Genomic DNA, 20,726 nt, shown 5'->3' on the forward strand with positions numbered 1-20,726 from the left:
GGCGCTGCCTACGGGGCGCCCTTGCCTCCCTTGTCCTCCTCGTCCACGATCTCCGCGTCCACCACCCCCTCCTCGGCCGCGGAGTCCGAGGCCGTCTGTTCCTGTGAGGCGCCCCCGCCAGAATGCGCGTACATCGCCTGGCCCATCTTCTGGCTGACGGTGGCGAGCTTCTCCGCGCCGGTGCGCAGGGCGGCCGTGTCGTCCGCCCTGTTCTTGAGGAGGTCCTTCAACTCCGCGGCGGCCGCCTCCACTTCGCTCCTGGTGTCGGCGGGGATCCGCGCCGCGTTCTCGGCGTTGTCGCGCAGGAACCGCTCCGTCTGGTAGACGAGCTGCTCGGCCTGGTTGCGGGTCTCTGCGGCCTCGCGGCGCTTGCGGTCCTCCTCGGCGTGTTCCTCGGCCTCGCGGACCATGCGGTTGATGTCGTCCTTGGGGAGCGCGGAGCCGCCGGTCACCGTCATGCGCTGCTCGCGCCCGGTGGCTTCGTCCTTCGCCGAGACGTGCATGATGCCGTTGGCGTCGATGTCGAAGGTGACCTCGATCTTGGGGACGCCGCGCGGGGCGGGCGGCAGTCCCGTGAGGTCGAAGACGCCGAGCTTCTTGTTGTACGCGGCGATCTCGCGTTCGCCCTGGAAGACCTGGATGCCGACCGACGGCTGGTTGTCCTCGGCGGTCGAGAACGTCTCCGAACGCTTCGTGGGGATCGTGGTGTTGCGTTCGATGAGTTTGGTCATGATGCCGCCCTTGGTCTCGATGCCGAGGGAGAGCGGGGTCACGTCGAGGAGGAGGACGTCCTTCACGTCGCCGCGGATCACCCCGGCCTGCAGGGTCGCGCCGAGGGCGACCACCTCGTCCGGGTTGACGCCCTTGTGCGGGTCCTTGCCGGTGAGTTCCCTGACCAGTTCGGTGACGGCGGGCATCCGCGTGGAGCCGCCCACCAGGATCACGTGGTCGACGGCGGACAGCTTGACGCCCGCGTCCTTGACCGCCTGGTGGAAGGGCTGCTTGCAGCGGTCGAGCAGGTCCGACGTGAGTTCCTGGAACTGGGCGCGCGTCAGCTTCTCGGCGAGGTGCAGCGGGCCCTCGGCCGACGCGGTGATGTAGGGCAGGTTGATGTCCGTCTCGCTGGACGAGGACAGCTCGATCTTCGCCTTCTCGGCGCCCTCGCGCAGACGCTGGAGCGCCATCTTGTCCTTGGCGAGGTCCACGCCGTGGCCGTTCTTGAACTGCCGCACCAGGTACTCGACGATCCGCTGGTCCCAGTCGTCGCCGCCGAGCTGTGTGTCGCCGTTGGTGGCCTTGACCTCGATGACGCCCTCGCCCATCTCCAGGAGGGACACGTCGAAGGTGCCGCCGCCGAGGTCGAAAACGAGCACGGTCTGGTCGTCGCCCTTGTCCAGGCCGTACGCGAGGGCCGCCGCCGTCGGCTCGTTGATGATCCGCAGCACGTTGAGGCCCGCGATCTCGCCGGCCTCCTTGGTGGCCTGGCGCTGGGTGTCGTCGAAGTACGCGGGCACGGTGACCACCGCGTCGGTGACGTCCTCACCCAGATAGGACTCGGCGTCGCGCTTGAGCTTCTGCAGGACGCGCGCGGAGAGTTCCTGCGCGGTGTAGCGGGTGCCGTCCACGGAGCCGCTCTCCGGGAAGCGCCAACCGCTGTCGCCCATATGGCGTTTGACGGAGCGGGCCGTCCGCTCCACGTTCGTGACCGCCTGCCGCTTGGCGACCTCGCCCACCAGGACGTCGCCGCTCTTCGCGAAGGCGACCACCGACGGGGTGGTGCGCGCGCCCTCCGCGTTGGCGACCACGGTGGGCTCACCGCCCTCCAGCACGGCCACCACCGAGTTCGTCGTCCCGAGATCGATCCCCACCGCACGTGCCATGGTCCAGTCCCTTCCGCCGCGAGCCCAAGTCCCCCGTATCCAGGTCTACTCCACCCTCCATCACAAAACTTGAGCGGGCTCTTGTCAATCCCCGGGCATGACAATGCCGCCGCCCCAAAAGGGACGGCGGCATCGTCAACGGGCCTCGGGTCAGGCCAGCTTGGCCGAAAGCGTGATGGTGGTGCCCGTCAGCGCCTGGCTCACCGGGCAGTTGGCCTTGGCGTCCTCGGCGGCCGAGACGAAGGCCGCCTCGTCGAGGCCCGGCACGGTGCCCTCGACGGTGAGGTGGATGCCGGTGATGCCGGTGCCCGGCTGGAAGGTCACGTCGGCGGAGGTGGTGAGCCGGGTGGGCGGGGTGCCCGCGCCGGTCAGGCCGTGCGACAGCGCCATCGAGAAGCAGCTGGAGTGCGCGGCCGCAATCAGCTCCTCCGGGCTGGTCTTGCCGTTGGCCTGCTCGGCGCGCGACGGCCAGGACACCGCCTGCTCCCCGATGCCGGAGGAGTCGAAGGTGACGGTGCCCGAACCCTCCGTCAGCGAGCCTTCCCAGACCGTGTGCGCGGAGCGCGTGGTTGCCACGATGCAGTTCCCTTCAGTGCGGTTCCGTGATCGGAAGTTCCGTGGGGACCATCCGATCACACTCCGGATGAAAACGGGCCGCACGGGTCGCCGCGGGGCCACGGAGGTGTTCGAGCGGGGAGCGCAGGTGCGGATCGTCCGATACGAACACGTTGTGCGTGCCGTCGCGCCACAGATGCCGCTGAGGTGCCAGAACAGCCCCGTGGCAGGGGCCGTATGGCCGAAATGGCACCTGGGCAAGGCGCGTCGGCGGTGACACTTTGAGGCCCCCTCGCGCACGGAACGAGGAGCTCACTCAGGGGGTATGGCCATGCGCATGAACTACGCGGACCGCGGTCCGTCGCCACTCGAACCGGAGAAGCCCGGAGCCGCGGGTGACCGGGATTCGACGTTCGGCTGGTGGGGCGCCTTCAGCATCCAGAAGTTCGTCAACCAGAACCCGCTCTCCCACACCCACGCCGACGCCACCGGCTGGCTGGCGTACCTCCAGCAGTTCTACGACCGCAACTTCTGGTTCGCCGACGGCGGCGCGCAGGTGTGGGCGTACGAGGAGACGTACGACAACTGGCAGGACCGGTACGGGATGGACGCGGTGTGCGCCGTGTACCACTCCGGGCACGGCGGCATGGACGGCAACGGCGTCTTCTTCGCGCCGCTCGGCGCCGTCTGGGACGGCCGCAGCGACGCCGTCTCCAACCGGATGGCGCTCGGCAACGAGAAGGCCAACTACATCTTCTGGTCGACCTGCGACTCGCTCAAGGTCACCGGCGGCCACTCCCCGATCCGCACCTGGGCCGGACCCAACATCGGCTTCCGGATGATCTTCGGCTTCGAGACGACCAGCATCGACAGCCCGGACTACGGCAAGAAGTTCTGGGAGAAGTGGCGGGCCGGGCAGACGTTCTGCGACGCCTGGCTGAACGCGAGCTGGGACATCTACCACGGGCAGGCGCCCTCGGTCGCCGCGGTCGGCACCACGCAGGCCGAGGCCGTCAACCGGCTCAACACCGAGCGGAACTTCTTCCGCGAGCACGTGCCGGACACCTGGTACGCGTGGCGCTGGTACTACGCGCGCGAAGGCGTCAGGGAACCGCTCACACAGCTCTCCGGCCAGCAGCAGATCGTGCAGCTCGCGCCCCGCGACCCGAGCGCCGAACTCACCTCGCTCGGCCGGCAGGCCGGCTTCCCGACGGCCGCGCTGCAGGAGGTGCAGGTCGAGCGCCAGGGCGTCATCAACGCGACCTCCGGCGACCGCGTCGTCTCCACCGCCCCGCAGGGCATCCGCTGGGTCAAGCTCGCCGAGCCCAACCACCGCAACACCCAGCAGCTGCCCACCGACCGCGCGGTCGAGGCGGCGCGCGCCTTCGCCGAGCAGTACGCCGACGGCGCCGAGCTCGTCGTCGACAGCGTGCACGACCTGATGCAGAACTCCGGCACCAAGGACGGCTCCGAGGTCGGGCGCCCGGTGTCCCTGCAGACGCATGTGACGTTCCGGCAGGTCTTCGACGGCGTACCGGTCATCACGCCGGGACGCGGTCTGATCCGGGTGGGCCTGGACAACGACGGCACCGTCGTCCAGTCGCAGATCTCGACCCGCAAGGCCACCGGTGTCACGCGCGAGCCGAGCACCGAGATCTCACCGCCGCCGCCCAAGGGCGGCACGGCGGCCCCGGCCCCGCTGGAGCGCGATCCGCGCAAGGCGCTCGACGCGGCCCAGAAGAAGCTGCTCGCCGAGCTGGCCGCCGTCACCGCGGACGAGACCGGCCAGGGTGCGGCGCAGCAGCGCCAGCCCGAGGTCAGGGACGTGCCGGGCACGTTCGAGGTCGGCTACGAGCTGGCGGGCAACGAGGCCTATCCGGCGGCCCGCAAGCTGATCGAGATCGGCGCGCGGGACAGCATGTTCCGTACGCGGCGCTGGGTCGTCGCGCCGCTGGCGAGGTAGGCGCGGCCACGGGCCGCCCGCACCGGTGGGGGCGGTGCGGGCGGCCCGTTCGGTCCTGCCGGGTCAGTCCTGCGCAGGGGTGGCGGTCCGCTGCTTGCGGGCCGCCAGCCACGCGTAGACGAGCACGCCGACGAAGAGGAAGAGCACTCCCTGGTAGACGGCCGCGTAGCCGGACCCGGCGACGAGCCACATCGAGAACGCGAAGGCGACACCGGCGAGGACCGCGTCGCGCACCAGACGGGAGCGGTTGACGCGCTCGCGCTGCCCGGAGACGAGGAAGTAGATCTGCGCCGCGGTGGCGAGCAGATAGGGCACGGTCGCCGTGAACGTGGTGATCAGGACGAGCGACTCGAAGACGCCCGCCGAGCCCGCCGTGTAGTTGTACACGGTGAGCAGCGAGGCGAGGACGACGGTGACGAGGACGCCGACGGTCGGCACGCCGCGCTTCTTCTTGCCGAACGCGCTCGGGAAGAGCCCGTCCTTGGCGGCCGCGTAGGGCGTCTGGGCGCTGAGCAGGGTCCAGCCGTTGAGGGCGCCGACCATCGACACCAGTGCGGCGAGCGCCACCGCGGTGCCGCCCCAGGAGCCGCCGAACATGACGTCGACGGCGTCCGAGAAGGGCGCGGTGGACGTCACCAGCTTGTCGTGGGCGACGGTCCCGAACACGGCGAGGGTGCCGAGCAGATAGACCAGGGCGGCGCCCAGCGTGCCGAGGATGGTGGCGCGCCCGACGTTGCGGCGCGGGTCGCGCACCTCGCCCGCGCTGACGGCGGCCGACTCGACGCCCAGGTAGGAGAAGAGCAGGATCGCGGCGGACGCCGAAACGGCCCCGATCGGGCTGTCGTTGCTCGCCTGGAAGGGCCCGAGGTTGGCGCTGTCGAAGAAGAAGAGACCGCCGATCGCGACGAGCAGCAGCGGCAGGAACTTCAGGACGGTCGCGACGAGCTGGACCGCGCCGACGTACCGCGTGCCCGCGAAGTTGGCGAGCGCGGGCAGGAGTTGCAGGACGAGCGCGGCCAGGCAGGCGGTCCACTTGTGCTCGTTGACGGGGATCAGCACGTCCAGGTAGCCGACGGCGGCGACGGCGAGCGCGGCGTTCGACACCCAGGTGGTGATCCAGTACGACCAGGCCGCGAGGAACCCCGCGAAGTCGCCGAAGGCCTCCCGTGCGTACACATACGGTCCGCCGGTGCGCGGGTCGCGCTCGGCGAGCCGTCCGAAGACCAGCGCGAGCGCGATGGCCCCCGCGGTCAGGACGGCGAAGGCGACCAGGCTGATGGTGCCGAACGGGGCGACGGAGGCCGGGAGCAGGAAGATGCCGCCGCCGATGATGTTGCCCATGACGAGGCAGGTGGCGATCGGAAGCCCGAAGCGCCGGGCGTGCCTGCTCTGCGCTTCCTGGCCTTCTCCCTGGTCAGGGGCCGGAGCCGACGGTACTGCGGTTCCGGTGTCGTGCATGGGGTGGTGCGCCTCTCGTCGTGCCCGGTGCCCGGGATCGCCGAGCGGAAGCCATGGTCGGGCACGGCGGACGCTCCGCCAAATCAGTGTGTTTTGTCCTGCACGGCGGCATCGGCGGCCGCAAATGCTGTGCCATCAGGGGCTTCCGGCGGGGAATCGTTCACCGGAATCGTGGCCTCCGTGAGGGGCGCCTCCGCCGTGGCGGTCACCGGCACCTCCGGCCCCAGGTCCTCCCCCAGCCAGCACCGCAGCACGTGATGGACCTGCTCGGCGCCGACCAGTTCCGCGCCCTCCGGCACCGGCGCGGAGAGCGCGAGCGGCGACAGCAGGAACGGCCGGGCCTGCGCCCCGCCGAGCCCGCCGTGCGAGCCGATCTGCTCCTCGAAGGCGAGGACTTCGCCCTCCTCCGGGTCGTACCAGGAGTTGACCATGATGTCGGCGGTGTGCGGAAAGCCGTCGGTCCGCCGCACGGCCTCCAGCGCACCGGGCCCGAAGTCGCCGAGCGGTCCCAGGTCGTCCGGGTCCTCGTCGAGATACACCTCGGCGCCGCGCGCCCCGAGCACGAGCGGGCCGCGCTCCGCACTGCGTACGAGCAGGAAACCGATGCCCGGATGGTTGGCGAGCGTGGGCAGCAGCGCCGGATGTCTGCGGTCGATCTCCTCACGGGTCATGCGGTGCGGCACATCGGGGAACGAGACCAGGCCGAGATTGCCCGATGCCAGCACGATCGGCTCGGCCCGGCGCGCCGGACGCCGCTCGTCGGCGCCCTCCTCGACCGGGCGGCGCAGCGCGGCCCGCACCGTCGCACGCGCCTCGGCACCGCTGTGCGTGTGCTGCGCCCTGCGCGGCACCGGCAGCCCGCAGCCCGCCCGCACCAGATCGCCGAGGGTCAGCCCGTACCGCGCCCGGAACGTCTCCCCCGGGCTCTGCCCGTGGTCCGAGAGCAGCACGATCCGGTACGCGCGCGGCGCGTGCTCGGCGACCTGCGCGAGCAGCGCGAGCGACCGGTCGAGGCGGGCGAGGACCTTCGCCACGTCGGGCCCCGAGGGACCGGAGTGGTGGGCCACCTCGTCGTACGCGACCAGATCGGCGTAGACCGCGCTGCGCCCGGCGAGCATGTCCCCTATGACGGCGGCGACCACCACGTCGCGCTCGACGACGGTCGCGAAGGCGCGGATGAACGGATAGAGCCCCCCGCGGCCCACCCGTGGCCTGCGCCGCCTGATCCGGGCGCGGGTGGATTCGCCGATCTCCCGGAAGACCTCGGCGACGAAGGACAGGGCGGTGCGGACGGCGTTGGCGGGGTCGGAGAAGTACGCGAAGTACCCGGCCCGGGAGCGGTTCTCCTTCCCCCTCCTCGCCGCCATGGACAGCACGAGCGCCAGCTGCTCGGCACCCCCGCTGAACAGATTCCCCCGGCTCGCCCCGTCCACGGTGAGCAGCCCCCCGTCGCCGGTGCGCTCGATGGCACGGCGCTGCAACTCGACCGCCGACGCGGGCCGATTGCTGACCATGACCTCGCCGGTGTCCTTCTCGTACCACCGGAAGGCGGGCACGTCGTGGTTGGACCCGTGCAGGATGCCGAGCTGACTGGCGCCGGTCTGACTGGACCAGTCGGTACGCCAGGGGGTGAGCCGGTGGGTGGCCCCGGCCGCCCCGGCCGCCCCATCTGCCTTCCCCTCCCCCAGCCAGTGGGCGACCGTGGGCATGATGCCCTTGCCGACCGCGTCGCGCAGGACGTCGTGGCCGACGCCGTCGAGCTGGATGAAGACGGTGCCGGGCGTGACGGGTCCGGCGGCCGTCTCGTCGGCGCGGCCGCGCCGCCTGCGCCTGCGGTCGGCGAGCCGGTAGAGCCGCCGCCGGTAGGCGTCGTCGTCACGGACGGCGAGCGCACCGCCGGTCGCCGACGCGACGGCGGACATCACCGCGGCGACCACGACGGCGGTCTCCGCGCCGACCTCGCCGCGCCCCTCGGGGATCAGGCTCAGGGCGATGAGGAGCAGCGACCCGTTCAGGAAGAAGGCGAGCAGCCCGAGCACGAGGGCGGGTACGAGGAGCAGGGCGCGCACCAGCAGCGGCCACACGACCGCCGACAGCAGACCGAAGGCGCCCGCGCCCAGGGCCGCGGTGACCGCGATACGGGTGGCGCTGTCCCCGTCGTCCGACTGGAGCTTGAAGTCCGGCAGGATGCCGGCGAGCACGAGCATCGTCAGCGTGCTGACGGCCCACACGGCCACCACGCGCCACAGCGCGCTGCCGACTTTCCGCCATCGCCCTCGCCCCACGCCTCGCCCACCTCACGTTTCCACCCGAACCGGACACCAGCCTCCCACACGCGCCGCCGTGCCCCGGTCTCGGCATTTCCTGTCCCCGACAACTCCCCACCGCGCGTTGGATCTTCCCGGCGGGGTGTCAGCCACAGGCGGGCAGGGGAAGGCGGCAGGGATCAGCGTCCGTCGTACCCCGCGGTGGGCATGGAGAGCCGCCGATGCACATGGGCCTTCATCTCGGAGTCGTACGCGGGCTCCGCGAGCCCCGCCGTCTCGACCCGTACGCCGCGCCGCGCGCATTCCGCGGTGAACTCGTCGGCGGAGCGGAGCGCCCGTTCCAGGACGCGTCGGCTCGGCACGACGAAGAGGTCCACGAGGCCCGCCTCGACGTCTCCCCAGAGCACGACGTGGTCGGCGCGCAGTCCTCGTACGACGAGTTCGCGCGTGACGACGTACCCCCGGTCGGCGGCCCACCGCGCGCACATCGCGTGCTGGCTGCGGGAGTCGACGAGGAAGGGGTCGGCCTCGAGTTCTTCGAGGGGGGTGAGGCTGGCGATCGCCGCGACCCGCACCACGGCGACGCCGGTACCGGTACCGATGCCGGTGCCGACCCCCGTGCCGGTGCCGATCGCGTCGTCCATGGTGTCCCCCTCACCTCTGCTCACCTCTGCGTCAGCCATGGACACTACTCCTGGCCGTAGGCTCGGAGACAGTCGCACGAAGGAGGAACCGGGTGCCCGTCGAGGTCACATGGTGGGGCCACGCCACTTGTACGGTCGAGGACTCGGGCGTCCGCGTACTGACCGACCCCCTGTTCGCCCGCCGCCTGGCGCATCTGCGGCGCCGCAGGGGCGCACCGCCGCCGCCGGGTGCCGCCGTGGCCGACGTCGTGCTCCTTTCGCATCTGCACGCCGACCATCTGCATGTCCCGTCGCTCGCCCGGCTCACGCCGGGCACGCGTGCGCTGGTCCCGCGCGGGGCGGCGCGTTCGGTGCCGGGCCTGGCCCGCAGGCTCCCCCAGCTCCGGTTCACGGAGGTCGTGCCGGGCGACGAGGTGCGGGTCGGTGAGCTGGTCGTACGCGTGGTCTCGGCGCTGCACGACGGGCGGCGCCTCCCGGTGGGCCCGCAGCTGTCCCCGGCCCTGGGTTTCGTGGTGAGCGGTGAGGCCCGTACGTACTTCGCGGGGGACACGGGGCTCTTCGACGGGATGGCCGCCGAGGTGGGCGAGGTCGACGTGGCGCTGCTGCCGGTCGGCGGCTGGGGACCCTATCTGGGGCACGGCCATCTGAATCCGTCCCGCGCGGCGGAGGCGCTCGCGCGCATCGCGCCGCGCAGTGCGGTCCCGGTGCACTACGGGACGTACTGGCCGATCGGGATGGACGCGGTGCGCCCCCATGAATTCCACGCGCCGGGCCAGGAGTTCGTGCGCCAGGCGGCCCGTCGCGCGCCGGAGGTGGCGGTGCACCGGCTCGCGCACGGCGAGAGCGTGCGGCCGGAGGTCGCCAAGTGATGTGGGCCGCGGCGACCCAGGTGCCGCCGGAGAGCACGCAGCAGGCGGTGGGCTATCCCTCGCTGTTCCTGCTCGTGGTCTTCGGTGCGCTGGTGCCGGTGGTGCCGACGGGAGCCCTGGTGAGTTCGGCCGCGGTGGTCGCCTTCCATCAGACGGCGCCGTTCTCGCTGCTGATCGTCTTCGGTGTCGCGGCGCTCGCGGCGTTCATCGGTGACATGGGCCTGTACTGGCTCGGACAGCGCGGCATGCGGTCGAAGAACGGTTCGCGCTGGCTCGCGGCGATCCGGGACCGGGCGCCGGAGGAGCGTCTGGCGCAGGCGCAGGACAAGCTGGAGGACCACGGCGTGATGGTCCTCGTGCTGTCCCGGCTCGTCCCCGCGGGCCGGATCCCGGTGATGCTGGCGTGCCTGATGGCGAAGATGCCGCTGCGCCGCTTCGCCCGCGGCAACGCGCCCGCGTGCCTGGCGTGGGCGGTGACGTACCAGCTGATCGGCATCCTGGGCGGCTCCCTGTTCAAGGAGCCGTGGCAGGGCGTGGCGGTGGCGGTGGGCCTGACCGTGCTGATCAGCGTGGCACCGGCGGTGTGGCGCAGGGTCAGGCGGACGGCCTCCTAGGACGGGCGCCCGCCCCTCGGGCCGCGAGCACCCGCGACGCCCCCACCGGCAGGTCCCACAGGTCCTCGCGGGGCCTGCCCTCCTTCTCCCACGCCGTCCGCACCCTGGTGAGGGGTTCGAGGACCGGTTCGGCGGAGAGCAGGAAGGTGCCCCAGTGCATGGGCGCCATCCGCCGCGCCCCGAGATCGGCGGCGGCCCTGACCGCTTCTTCCGGGTCGCAGTGCACGTCGCTGAGCCACCAGCGCGGGTCGTACGCGCCGATCGGCAGGAGCGCCAGGTCGATGCCGGGGTAGCGGGCGCCGATCCGTTCGAACCAGTGGCCGTATCCGGTGTCGCCCGCGAAGTAGACCCGCTGTCCGTGCGCGTCCGTGAGCACCCAGCCGCCCCACAACGTACGGCAGGTGTCGATGAGGCTCCGCTTGGACCAGTGGTGCGCGGGCACGAAGTCGAAGCGCACTCCGCCCAGTTCGGCGCCCTCCCACCAGTCGAGTTCGGTGACCCGGCTGAAGCGGCGCCGGGTGAACCAGCGGCCGAGTCCCGCGGGCACGAAGACGGGGGTGTCCCTGGGGAGCCTGCGCAGGGTCGGGGCGTCGAGGTGGTCGTAGTGGTTGTGGCTGATGACGACCGCGTCGACGCGCGGCAGGGCGCTCCAGGCGACGCCGACGGGGGTGACGCGGGCCGGGGTGCCGAGGATCTTGCGGGACCAGACGGGGTCGGTGAGGACGGTGAGGCCGCCGATGCGGACGACCCAACTGGCGTGTCCCGCCCAGGTGACGGCGACGGTGCGCGCGTCGACGCGCGGCAGCGGGCCCGGTTCGAAGGGCAGCCGCTGGATGTCGGCGAGCCCGTCGGGGCGCGGCCGCAGGGCGCCCTCGCGGGCGAAGCGCGCGAAGGCGCGCAGTCCGGGCAGCGGCGCGGTCAGCCGGTCGGCGAACGACTTCGGCCACCGGCGCGGCCCGCCCGTCCCGTCCGGCCCGCCGGGTGCGCGCGGCGGCGCGAGCGCTCCGGGGGCGGCCTGCTGTCCGGCCTGCCGGTCCTCGACGCGGTCGGCGTACGGGTCGGTGTACGGCTGCTGCTGCGTCTGCTGCGCCTTGTGCGTCTGTTGCGCCTGCTGGGTCACCGAGGAGGCTCCATTCGCTGGGCTTCTGCGCGGAGATCGTCGAAGGCCGATCCGAACATGCTCAACGCCCGTTCCACATGCGGCAATTCCAGTGGGTCCGGTGCGGTGAGGGACGCCATGCGTTCTTCCCGGGTCGAGCCGAGGAAGGGCCCGGTGGACAGGCGTACGCGCAGGGCGTCGATGTCGTCGCCGAAGCGGTGGCCGCCCGGGGCGGGCATGCCGAGCCGTTCGCCGAGGAAGTCCTCCAGGTCCTGCGCGTCGCCGACGCCGCGGGCGGCGAGCGCGCCGCGCAGCGGGCCCAGGTCCGCGTAGAGGTGACGGCCCGCCTGCGGGGGCCTGGCGAGGGCGCCCCCGGCGAGCACGGCGCGCTGCGCGGCGGCGGCCACGCGCGCGTGCAGGCGGACGGCCGCGGTGAGGCGCTCGGTGATCTCGTCCGGTTCCCCGAGCGCGTACGCCGCCGCTGCCGCGGCCGGGGCCGCGGGCGCCGCGCCGAGCGCGGTGAGGACGTCCAGGGTGCGGGCCCGCAGCGCGCCGCCCGCGGTGGTGGCCGGGAAGCGGGCCACGGCGACGGGCAGCGCCGGGGGCAGGAAGGCCCCGGAGAGGTCGGCGAGGACCGTCACGCGCGCGTGGTCCATCTCCGCGGGGCCGATCAGGACGGTGTCGCGCGGCTGGTGCAGGGTGTCGCGCCAGGTCTCGTCGCCGATCACGTGCAGGCCCTCGTCGGCGGCCGCCTCGACGGCCGCGTGCAGCACTTCCGGTGGCGGCACGGTGGCGGTCGGGTCGTCGGCGACGGAGAGCACGAGCACGCGGGGCCTGCCGCCTTCGGCGCGGACCCGGCGGACGGTCTCCAGGAGGGCGTACGGGTCGGGGACTCCGCCGCATTCGGCGGGCGTCGGCACGTGGTAGACCGCGCGGCCGATGAGCCGTGCCTGCGGCGCCCACCAGGCCGGGCAGGGGCGGGGCAGCAGGACGTCGCCGCCGAGGGCCGCGGTCAGGGCGAGCAGCAGGGTGGGGGCGCCGGGGGCGGCGACGACATGGCCGCGTTCGGTGGCGAGGCCGCGTCTGGCCCAGTAGCCGCAGGCGGCGTCGAGGAGTGCGGGGCTGCCGCCCGGGGGTTCGCCGTGGGATCTGCCCGCTGCCGCGGCGGCAGCGGCGGACAGCTCGGGCAGGACCGGAAGGCCCGGCTCCGGTGGGGGCGGCCCGTACCGGACGGGTCCACGGCCCTCGGAGTCCGTCCGCCGCATGGGTACCTCCGTGCGCTCACGTGACTGTGCTGTCCCGTCGCGACAGTGCGTACCCAGGACCTGGCCGTATGAGCCCATCAGAGCGCGCCCCGGACCCTCCCGCGCGCGCTTGCCCCCCGCCCGGGTGAGCCCCGGCTCCTCCCCAGGGGGTGTCACGGGCCTTCGGGGACTTGACGAAAGTCAGGGGTAAGTCGTGCCGATCGTGCGCAGCGCCGGGCCGGTCCCGATTCCTACGCTGGTCGTCATGAACGACGCGATCATCCATGCAGTCGAAGGCTTCGTCACCTCTCCGTGGGTGTACGCGGTGCTCTTCGGCATCGCCGCACTGGACGGCTTCTTCCCGGTGGTGCCCAGCGAGACGCTGGTGATCACCCTGGGAGTGTTCGCCGCCTCGACCGGCGATCCCCAGCTCGTGCTCGTGATCGTCGTGGCCGCCATCGGCGCCTTCACCGGTGACCACATCTCCTATTGGATCGGGCGCGCGTCCGGGAACAAGATCTTCGCCAAACTCAAGCCCGACAGCCGGAGCCGCAAGGCGTACGACCGGGTGGGCAAGATGCTGGCGGAGCGCGGGGGCCTCGTCCTGGTCGTCGCCCGGTACATCCCCGGGGGCCGCACCGCGGCGACGCTGACCACCGGCGCCACCGGCTTCCCGCGTCGCTCCTTCACCTTCTTCGACGCGATCGCCGCGTCGTCCTGGGCGATCTACTCGGCCTGCCTCGGCTATGTCGGCGGCGCCGCCTTCGAGGACAACCCGCTGCTCGGTGTCGCACTCGGCCTCGGCATCGCCTTCTCGATCACGCTGCTTCACGAGGGCGTCCGCTGGCTGCGGCACCGTCGCGCGCCGCAGCAGGAGGCCCCCGCGCCGCAGGAGACGCAGAAGGCCGTCGCCGAGAGCTGACCGGCTCGTGCCGGGTGCCGGGCGGACACGGCCTCGCGGTCAGCGGGCCAGCGACACCAGTTCGCGTTCCAGGCCGCGCCCCTTCGTCTCGACCAGCGCGGCCGCGACGTCCGCCAGTTTCCGGTTCGTCGTCTGGGATATCCGCCGCAGCACCCCGAACGCCGCCTCCGCGTCGCAGGCCAGGACGTGCATGACGATCCCGCACGCCTGGTCCACCACGGGCCGGGTGCGCATGGCGGCGCCCAGCTGGTCCAGTTCGGTCAGGGCCGCGCGGTAGTGCCGGTCGCGGACCAGGCTCGCCGTGGCGAGGTCGCCGAGCGCCTGGGCGGGGCCGTGCGGTGCGTCGTCGAGCGCGCCGGGATGGAAGCTGAACAGGCTCAGCGTGACCGTGAGTCCCGCGCGCCGGAAGGGCAGCGTCACGCTGGAGCGGACGCCCGAGTCGAGGGCCATCGCGCGGTACTCCGGCCAGCGGTCGTCGCGCAGCAGGTCCTCCGCGTCGACCGGTGCGCCCTCCTCCTCGGCCGCGGGGATCGGTCCTTCGCCCGAGCGCAGCTGTACGGAGACCAGTCCGGCCAGATCGGGGTGGGTGACGGCGGTGGACTGTCCTTCCCCGTCGTCGGAGACCGTGGTGCTCGCACCGCAGCACGCGGTGGTGCAGCGCACGGCCTGTTCGGCGAGTTCCGAGAGCCTTCGTCCCGGCAGGGCCGATTCCGGTCGAAGCAGTTCCGGGTCCGGCAAGGCAGCCATGGGAAGTTCCTCCTCTCCTCTTCGACTTCCCTGCGGGCCCTTCGGAAAACTGTCCCAGCGGATACGTTCAAGGCATGACACAGACCGGGGAGTTCGGTGAGGATCTCGCCGACTTCGTGCGCCGCGTGGCCGAGTTGAAGCACGCCCGATCCGTCCCTTCGGACGACCTCGGCACCGTCCTCGACGCGGCGATCTTCGAACTCGACCATGTGGCCGACCAGTTGTGGCCCGAATACGCCAGGCTGACCGGCGACGCCCGCCCCGGCGCCGCCACCCAGGAGAAGGAGAGGGACCCGAACAGGGACCGCGACAAGGACGAGCAGCGGCTGCTGCGGGCCATCTTCCAGCGGATGCCGCTGCCGGTCGCGCTGGTCGACAGGGAGGCGGTGGTGCGGCGGATGAACTTCGCGGCCACCGGGTTCACCGGGGTCCGCGCGGGCTATGCGACGGGGCGGCCCCTGACCGGGTTCCTGCTGCACGCGGACCGGGTCGCGTTCCGTTCGCAGACCGCGGCGGTCGCCCGCGGCGAGGGCGACCGGAGCCTGACCGTCCACCTCCAGCACAGTCCGGCGGTGCCGGTCCGCGCGACGCTCACGGCGCTGCGCACCGGTGCCGAGCCGCGCACGGCGGTCCTGGTCGTCCTGCAGCCCTCGCAGCGGTCCGGGCAGCAGCCCGCCGGGCTCGCGGGCCCCGCGCCCGACCTCGGCGAGGCGACCCGGCACGCGGCCCAGCTCGACCTCGCGGACGCCATGACGTCGGCGCTCCTCAAGGCCCCCGCCGGGGACCGCACGGCCGTGCTCGACCGGGCGGCGGAGGTGCTGCACGGGCGGTTCGCGGACTGGGTGATCGCCGACGAGGGGGCCGCGCGGCCCCGGCGCACGAAGGTGCTCGGGCCCGCCGGGGCGCCCGTCGCCGACGTCCTCGCGCAGGAACCCGCCGCGTGCCCCCTCGTGGTCGAGGCGGCCCGCGGCGGGGCGGCCGCGCTGCAGGTGCGCCCGGAGGACCCGGACGGCTTCGGCAGGGACGCCTCCGGCGCGCACGTCCTGGTCCGCGCGGAGGTCACGTCCCTGCTGTGCGTGCCTCTGTCCCGCCACGCGCACGGCCCGGTGGACGGCGTGCTCACGCTCTTCCGGTGCGGGGCGCGGCTCGCCTTCTCGATGGCCGAGGCGCGGGCGGTCGACGTGATGTCACGGCACATCGCACTCGCGATGCGGCGCGGCGGCGCCCGCTGAGGCCGGGGGCGCCGCGGCGGGTGTCACGCGGCGTCCCGCATCACCTGGTCGCGCAGCCGGTCGCAGCAGCGGCTGATCAGACGTGAGACGTGCATCTGCGAGATGCCCAGCTGCTCGGCGATGCGGCTCTGCGTCATGTCGCCGAAGAACCGCATGTACAGGATCGTCCTTTCCCGCTCGGGCAGTTGGGCGATGCGCGGCTTGACGGCCTCGCGGTCGATGACGACGTCGAGCGCCGGGTCGGGGCCGCCCAGCGCGTCGCGCAGCGCGTAGCCGTCCTCGCTGCCGGGGAGTTCGGCGTCGAGCGAGAGCGCGGTGAAGCTGTCGAGCGCCTCCAGGCCGGCCGCCGCGTCCTCCTCGCTCATCTGCGCGTGCTCGGCGATCTCGGCGGTGGTCGGGGCGCGCCCCGAGATCGTCTGTGCGAGGTCCTGGCGCGCGAACCGTACCCGGTTGCGCAGGTCCTGGACGCGGCGCGGCACGTGCAGGGTCCACATGTGGTCGCGGAAGTGGCGTTTGATCTCGCCGGTGACGGTCGGCACGGCGTAACTCTCGAAGGCGGTGCCGCGCCGCGGGTCGTACCGGTCCACGGCCTTGACCAGACCGAGGGCCGCGACCTGGCGCAGGTCGTCGAGGGACTCTCCGCGGTTGCGGAACCGGCCCGCGAGGCGGTCGGCCATCGGGAGCCAGGCCCCGACGATCTCCTGCCGCAGGGCGTCCCGTTCGGGCCCGCGCGGCAGCGCGACGAGCCGGGCGAAGTCCGCCGAGGTGTCGGGGGCGTCGTCGTGGGGGTGGCGCTTGGTCGCTGGAGCGGTGCTGTGGGATCGCATGGTGCGTCGCAACTCCCTTGTGGTGGTGCCTTGGGGGTGGACGGTCACCGTGGGAGTGCGCGGGCGTCGGTCACGACGGGGCACACCCGGTGCGAGTGACGTGGTCACTCCCACGGACGTGCCTCCGGTCCGAAGCACTCCCTTTCGCCTGCCCCCGCGCCCCGGCGCCAAACACCGGGAGGTTTTCCCCCGCCCCGGCCGGACACCCGGACGGGACCGCCCTTTCCCGATCCGTGCGGAGGACTCCGTCATGAGCGTGAAGGTCGCCGACCACATCCTGGAGCGGTTGCGTGCCTGGGGCGTTGAGCAGGTGTTCGGCTGTCCGGGAGACGGCATCAACGGACTGCTCGCCGCGTGGGGCAGGGCCGAGGACCGGCCCCGATTCGTGCAGTCGCGGCACGAGGAGATGTCCGCGTTCGAGGCCGTCGGGTACGCCAAGTTCGGCAGGCGCATCGGCGTATGCGTGGCGACGTCGGGTCCCGGCGCGATCCATCTGCTCAACGGCCTGTACGACGCGAAGCTCGACCATGTGCCGGTCCTCGCCGTCGTCGGACAGACACATCGCAGTGAATGGGGTCTCCCCTGCTCTTTAAGAGCTTGGGGAAGGGCGGCTCGTACCAGCAAGAGGTGGACCTGCACACGCTGTTCAAGGACGTCGCGTCCGATTTCGTGGAGACGGTGACGGTGCCCGAGCAGCTGCCGAACGTCCTGGACCGGGCCATCCGCACCGCGTACGCGCGCCGCTGCCCGACCGCGGTGATCGTCCCCGGCGACGTCCAGGAACTCACGTACTCCCCGCCGCCCCACGCGTTCAAGATGGTCCCCGCCAGCCTGGACCGCAGCGGCTGGACGGCACTGCCCTCGCCGACCGCCCTGCGGCGGGCCGCCGAGGTGCTCAACTCCGGTCACCGGGCGGCGATCCTGATCGGCCAGGGCGCGGCGGGGGCCCGCGCCGAGGTCCAGGAGATCGCCGAACTGCTCGGTGCGGGCGTCGCGAAGGCGCTGCTCGGCAAGGACGCGCTGAGCGACGAACTCCCCTACGTCACCGGCGCGATCGGCCTCCTGGGCACCCGGCCCTCGTACGAGCTGATGCGCGACTGCGACACCCTCCTGACCATCGGCTCCAGCTTCCCCTACGCCCAGTTCCTGCCGGAGCCCGGCAGCGCCAGGGGCGTGCAGATCGACATCGACGCGCACATGGTCGGGATGTGGTTCCCGTACGAGGTGAATCTCGTCGGCGACGCGCGGGCGACGCTGCGCGAGCTGCTGCCGCTGATCGACGAGGAGCGCCGCGACGTCGGCCGCGAGTGGCACGACGAGATCCGCGCCCAGGTCGCGCGGTGGCACGGCGTGATGGAGCGCAGGGCCGCGCTCTCCGCCCATCCGGTCAACCCGGAGTTCGTGGCGCGGGCCCTCGACCCGCTGCTGCCCGACGACGTGATCGTCACGGCCGACTCGGGTTCGGTGGCGAACTGGTTCGCGCGCCATCTCACGGTGCGCGGCGACATGCGGGCCTCGCTGTCGGGCACCCTCGCCACGATGGGCTGCGGTGTCCCGTACGCGATCGGGGCGAAGTTCGCGCATCCGAACCGGCCCGTCGTCGCGCTCGTCGGCGACGGCGCGATGCAGATGAACGGTCTGGCCGAGCTGGTCACGGCCGCCAAGTACCGGCACCAGTGGGACGATCCGCGCCTGGTCGTCGGCGTGTGGAACAACCGCGACCTGAACCAGGTGACGTGGGGGATGCGGGCCATGGAGGGCGCGCCGTCCTTCCTGCCCTCGCAGGCCCTGCCCGATGTGCCGTACGCGGAGTTCGCGCGCTCGATCGGCCTGACCGGGGTGCGCGTGGAGCGTCCCGAGGACGTCGCGGCGGGCTGGCGCGCCGGGCTCGCCGCGGACGGACCCGCCGTCGTCGAGTTCCTCACCGACCCCGCGGTGCCGCCGATCCCGCCGCACGCCACCTGGGAGCAGATGGAGGCGACGGCCGCCTCGGTCCTCAAGGGGGACGCCGACCGGGGCGCGATGGTGCGGCAGGGGATCAGGGCGAAGATGCAGGAGTTCCTGCCCGGGGTGGGGCACGGTCACAAGGACGGCTGAGGAGGCGCCGCCCGGCGCACCCGGCGCACCCGGCGCACCCGGCGCACCCGGCACACCCTGCGCACGCGAAGCGCCCGGTCCGTCCGGTCGGACCGGGCGCGCCTGCCGCGGCTCACGCCCCGGCGTCGTGCGCGGCGTCATGCCGCACGGTGGAAGGCGTCCGCCTCGTCCGGATCGTTCACGGGCGGAAGCACCAACTCCTCGTACCGGCCCAGTGCCAGGATCACGCCCAGCATCACCACCGGGATCAACACAGCGAGAACCGCCATGACCTCATCCCTCCCGGATGCGTCGTGGGGGGTGTCGCACCCCGGGTCTCCCCGCCCGGGCGGCGCAAACCACGCCCGGCGGTACCGGGCCCGCACCGGGCGCGCGAGGAGGAATAGCCCTGGGGCTCAGGGGTACTGCGGGCATGGTCACGCCGACGCGTGAACGGACGCAGAAAGGGCACCAGCCATGGCTGATTTCGTAAGGGACGTCATGACGCCGGGTGTCGTGGTGGTACGCCCCGACGCCTCGCTCGTCGAAGCCGCACAGCTCATGCGCGCCCAGGACATCGGCGACGTGCTCGTCGCCACGGACGGTCAGGTCCTCGGTGTGCTCACGGACCGGGACATCACGCTGCGGGCCGTGGCCGACGGCGCCGACCCGCTGACCGTCAGCGCACAGGCCGTCTGCACGCCCAACCCCGTGGTCGTGGCGCCCGACGACGCGGTGTCCTCCGCGGTGGGCCTGATGCGCGACCACGCCGTACGCAGGCTTCCCGTCGTCGAGGACGGCCACCCGGTCGGCATGGTGAGCCTCGGCGATCTCGCCCTGAGCCAGGACCCGACCTCCGCACTCGCCGACATCAGCCGCGCCGATCCGGACAACTGGCCCGGCACGGCCCGGACATGACGGGACCTGCGGGCAGGAGCGGCAGAGGGGGCCGGGCCCGGTGCGGGGGCCGGACCCGGTGCGGGCCACGGCGCTTCCCCTGCGGGCGTGACCCCCGGCTGCCGGGGTAATCGCCGGGCATGGGAGAGCTTCGTGTCCGCGGCGCCCGTCGTGCCGCTCTGCGGGGTGCGGGGGCGCTGGTGCTGGCCGCCGGGGCCGCCCGCGCCGTCGGTTCGGCGGTGCGCGGGCTGCGGCCGGGTGCGGGGGTGCCGCCGGTCGACGGCGCCGCCTGGGCCGCCTTCGCGACGGGCGCCGCGCTGGAGTCGCCGCCGCTCGGCGCCGTGCTCGCCCCGGCCGCCGGGGGTCTTCTGGTGTGCCGGGTGCGGTCCGGACGGACGGCGCCCGGCGACGCGCTCGCCGCGGCCGTGGGGGGCATCGGGCTCGCGGCGGTGACCTGCCGTTGGTGGCCGCTGCGCAGGGACGAGCCCGCCGACACCGCGCGGCCGAACGTCCCGGTGCCCACGCTGCGGGCGGGCAAGGGGCTCATCGCCGTCGTCAACTGCGACGCGGGCGGCGACGCGCCCGCCGACGCCGAGCTGCGCGACCTGCTGCCCGAGGCGGAGCTGCGGCTCTGCGACAGCGACGACGACCTGCGCGCCGTGCTGCGCCGCGCGGCGGGGGACGCGCTCGCGGGCGGCGGTGCGCTCGGCACCGTGGGCGGCGACGGCACGGTGAACACCGCGGCGGTGATCGCCGCCGACGTGGGCGTCCCGCTCGCCGTGTTCCCCGGCGGCACCCTCAACCACTTCGCCGCCGACCTGGGGCTCCGCACGCTGCAGGACACCGCGGCCGCGGTCGAGGCGGGCCACGGCGGCGCCATCGACCTGGGCCGCGTCACCGCCGACGGCACCTCGGGGCGCACCCCGGTCACGTACTTCCTGAACACCTTCAGCATCGGCGTCTACCCCGAACTGGTCCGGGCCCGCGAGGCCCGCGAGGCGCGCCTGGGCAAATGGCCCGCGCTCGGCGTCGGCCTGGTCCGGGTGCTCACCGGCGCCACCCCCACCGAGGTGACCGTCGACGGGCGGCGCCGTCGGCTGTGGCTGCTCTTCGCGGGCAACAGCCGTTACGATCCGCCCGGTTTCGCCCCCACGTACCGCCGCAGTCTCGACGACGGACTGCTCGACATCCGTACCGTCGACGGCGGCCACCCCTTCGCCCGCACCCGGCTCGTCGCCGCCTTCCTCACCGGGACCCTCGCCACGTCCCGGGTGTACGAGGCGCGCACCGCGGCCCGGGTGCGCATCGAGGGGATGGGCGCGGGCGAGGACTACTCCCGCGACGGGGAGGTCAGCCCCGGCGACGGCACGCTCGTCGTCGACAAGCGGCCGTGCGCGGTGACGGTCTATCTGCCCGCGCCCTCGTGAACCGT

The 20,726-nt window shown here is 73.0% G+C and carries 17 protein-coding genes and 1 pseudogene; 8 read left to right on the forward strand and 10 right to left on the reverse strand.

Annotated features, from left to right (window positions below; genetic code table 11):
* Nucleotides 1-8 precede the first annotated feature (8 nt).
* Nucleotides 9-1,880, reverse strand: a complete 1,872-nt coding sequence (dnaK, locus tag ACFWZ2_RS01670) for a molecular chaperone DnaK (protein ID WP_384540155.1) — start codon at nt 1,878-1,880, stop codon at nt 9-11.
* A gap of 150 nt (nt 1,881-2,030) precedes the next feature.
* A complete protein-coding gene (locus ACFWZ2_RS01675) occupies nt 2,031-2,456 on the reverse strand; it encodes an OsmC family protein (protein ID WP_362325849.1) in 426 nt (141 codons plus the stop codon).
* A gap of 304 nt (nt 2,457-2,760) precedes the next feature.
* Between ACFWZ2_RS01675 and ACFWZ2_RS01680 the strand changes: the two genes are divergently transcribed.
* The gene (locus ACFWZ2_RS01680; RefSeq protein ID WP_384540160.1) at nt 2,761-4,398 is read left to right on the forward strand and encodes a DUF6345 domain-containing protein; all 1,638 of its coding nucleotides are present in this window, start codon (nt 2,761-2,763) and stop codon (nt 4,396-4,398) included.
* Nucleotides 4,399-4,461: 63 nt separating this feature from the next.
* Here ACFWZ2_RS01680 and ACFWZ2_RS01685 read toward each other — a convergent pair whose 3' ends face one another.
* The 3 genes from ACFWZ2_RS01685 to ACFWZ2_RS01695 all read right to left on the reverse strand — a co-directional run bounded on the left by ACFWZ2_RS01685 (nt 4,462) and on the right by ACFWZ2_RS01695 (nt 8,767).
* Nucleotides 4,462-5,856, reverse strand: coding sequence for an amino acid permease (locus ACFWZ2_RS01685; protein WP_384540163.1), 1,395 nt, complete (start codon nt 5,854-5,856; stop codon nt 4,462-4,464).
* A gap of 83 nt (nt 5,857-5,939) precedes the next feature.
* A complete protein-coding gene (locus ACFWZ2_RS01690; protein WP_384540166.1) occupies nt 5,940-8,141 on the reverse strand; it encodes a phage holin family protein in 2,202 nt (733 codons plus the stop codon).
* A gap of 161 nt (nt 8,142-8,302) precedes the next feature.
* On the reverse strand, nt 8,303-8,767 hold the full coding sequence (locus ACFWZ2_RS01695) for a hypothetical protein (RefSeq protein WP_384540368.1): 465 nt from the start codon (nt 8,765-8,767) through the stop codon (nt 8,303-8,305).
* A 92-nt stretch (nt 8,768-8,859) separates the two neighbouring features.
* Here ACFWZ2_RS01695 and ACFWZ2_RS01700 point away from each other — a divergent pair, with 92 nt between their 5' ends.
* Together ACFWZ2_RS01700 and ACFWZ2_RS01705 are read left to right on the forward strand one after the other, a co-directional pair.
* Entirely contained in the window at nt 8,860-9,636 is a 777-nt protein-coding gene (locus ACFWZ2_RS01700) for an MBL fold metallo-hydrolase (RefSeq protein WP_384540169.1), read from the forward strand.
* Nucleotides 9,636-10,250 (forward strand): DedA family protein, encoded by a 615-nt coding sequence (locus ACFWZ2_RS01705; RefSeq protein WP_384540172.1) that lies wholly within the window; start codon nt 9,636-9,638, stop codon nt 10,248-10,250. The genes ACFWZ2_RS01700 and ACFWZ2_RS01705 overlap by 1 nt, the downstream gene beginning before the upstream one ends.
* On the opposite strand, the gene ACFWZ2_RS01710 is transcribed toward ACFWZ2_RS01705, so the two are convergent.
* Nucleotides 10,231-11,370 carry an MBL fold metallo-hydrolase gene (locus tag ACFWZ2_RS01710; protein WP_384540175.1) on the reverse strand — a complete coding sequence of 380 codons (1,140 nt, stop codon included), beginning with the start codon at nt 11,368-11,370 and terminating at the stop codon, nt 10,231-10,233. The genes ACFWZ2_RS01705 and ACFWZ2_RS01710 overlap by 20 nt on opposite strands.
* Nucleotides 11,367-12,614 (reverse strand): aminotransferase class I/II-fold pyridoxal phosphate-dependent enzyme, encoded by a 1,248-nt coding sequence (locus tag ACFWZ2_RS01715; RefSeq protein WP_384540178.1) that lies wholly within the window; start codon nt 12,612-12,614, stop codon nt 11,367-11,369. The genes ACFWZ2_RS01710 and ACFWZ2_RS01715 overlap by 4 nt, the downstream gene beginning before the upstream one ends.
* Nucleotides 12,615-12,858: 244 nt before the next feature.
* On the opposite strand from ACFWZ2_RS01715, the gene ACFWZ2_RS01720 reads away from it, so the two are divergent.
* Complete coding sequence (locus ACFWZ2_RS01720; RefSeq protein WP_384540181.1) at nt 12,859-13,515, forward strand: DedA family protein; 657 nt, start codon at nt 12,859-12,861, stop codon at nt 13,513-13,515.
* Between the two features lie 39 nt (nt 13,516-13,554).
* On the opposite strand, the gene ACFWZ2_RS01725 is transcribed toward ACFWZ2_RS01720, so the two are convergent.
* Nucleotides 13,555-14,262, reverse strand: coding sequence for an ANTAR domain-containing response regulator (locus ACFWZ2_RS01725; protein WP_384540184.1), 708 nt, complete (start codon nt 14,260-14,262; stop codon nt 13,555-13,557).
* 74 nt (nt 14,263-14,336) lie between these two features.
* On the opposite strand from ACFWZ2_RS01725, the gene ACFWZ2_RS01730 reads away from it, so the two are divergent.
* Nucleotides 14,337-15,494 carry a PAS domain-containing protein gene (locus tag ACFWZ2_RS01730; protein ID WP_384540187.1) on the forward strand — a complete coding sequence of 386 codons (1,158 nt, stop codon included), beginning with the start codon at nt 14,337-14,339 and terminating at the stop codon, nt 15,492-15,494.
* A 23-nt stretch (nt 15,495-15,517) separates the two neighbouring features.
* Here the strand turns inward: ACFWZ2_RS01730 and ACFWZ2_RS01735 are convergent, their stop codons facing one another.
* Nucleotides 15,518-16,321, reverse strand: a complete 804-nt coding sequence (locus ACFWZ2_RS01735) for an RNA polymerase sigma factor SigF (protein ID WP_384540190.1) — start codon at nt 16,319-16,321, stop codon at nt 15,518-15,520.
* A 250-nt stretch (nt 16,322-16,571) separates the two neighbouring features.
* Between ACFWZ2_RS01735 and ACFWZ2_RS01740 the strand changes: the two are divergent.
* Nucleotides 16,572-18,418: pseudogene (locus ACFWZ2_RS01740) on the forward strand (thiamine pyrophosphate-requiring protein).
* Between the two features lie 137 nt (nt 18,419-18,555).
* On the opposite strand, the gene ACFWZ2_RS01745 reads toward ACFWZ2_RS01740, so the two are convergent.
* On the reverse strand, nt 18,556-18,687 hold the full coding sequence (locus ACFWZ2_RS01745) for a hypothetical protein (protein WP_384540193.1): 132 nt from the start codon (nt 18,685-18,687) through the stop codon (nt 18,556-18,558).
* 187 nt (nt 18,688-18,874) lie between these two features.
* Here ACFWZ2_RS01745 and ACFWZ2_RS01750 point away from each other — a divergent pair, with 187 nt between their 5' ends.
* Together ACFWZ2_RS01750 and ACFWZ2_RS01755 are read left to right on the forward strand one after the other, a co-directional pair.
* Nucleotides 18,875-19,315 (forward strand): CBS domain-containing protein, encoded by a 441-nt coding sequence (locus tag ACFWZ2_RS01750; RefSeq protein WP_384540196.1) that lies wholly within the window; start codon nt 18,875-18,877, stop codon nt 19,313-19,315.
* A 119-nt stretch (nt 19,316-19,434) separates the two neighbouring features.
* Nucleotides 19,435-20,721 (forward strand): diacylglycerol/lipid kinase family protein, encoded by a 1,287-nt coding sequence (locus ACFWZ2_RS01755; RefSeq protein WP_384540200.1) that lies wholly within the window; start codon nt 19,435-19,437, stop codon nt 20,719-20,721.
* Nucleotides 20,722-20,726: the final 5 nt, after the last annotated feature.

Source organism: Streptomyces sp. NPDC059002 (genome assembly GCF_042740435.1).
Taxonomy (GTDB): Bacteria; Actinomycetota; Actinomycetes; order Streptomycetales; family Streptomycetaceae; genus Streptomyces.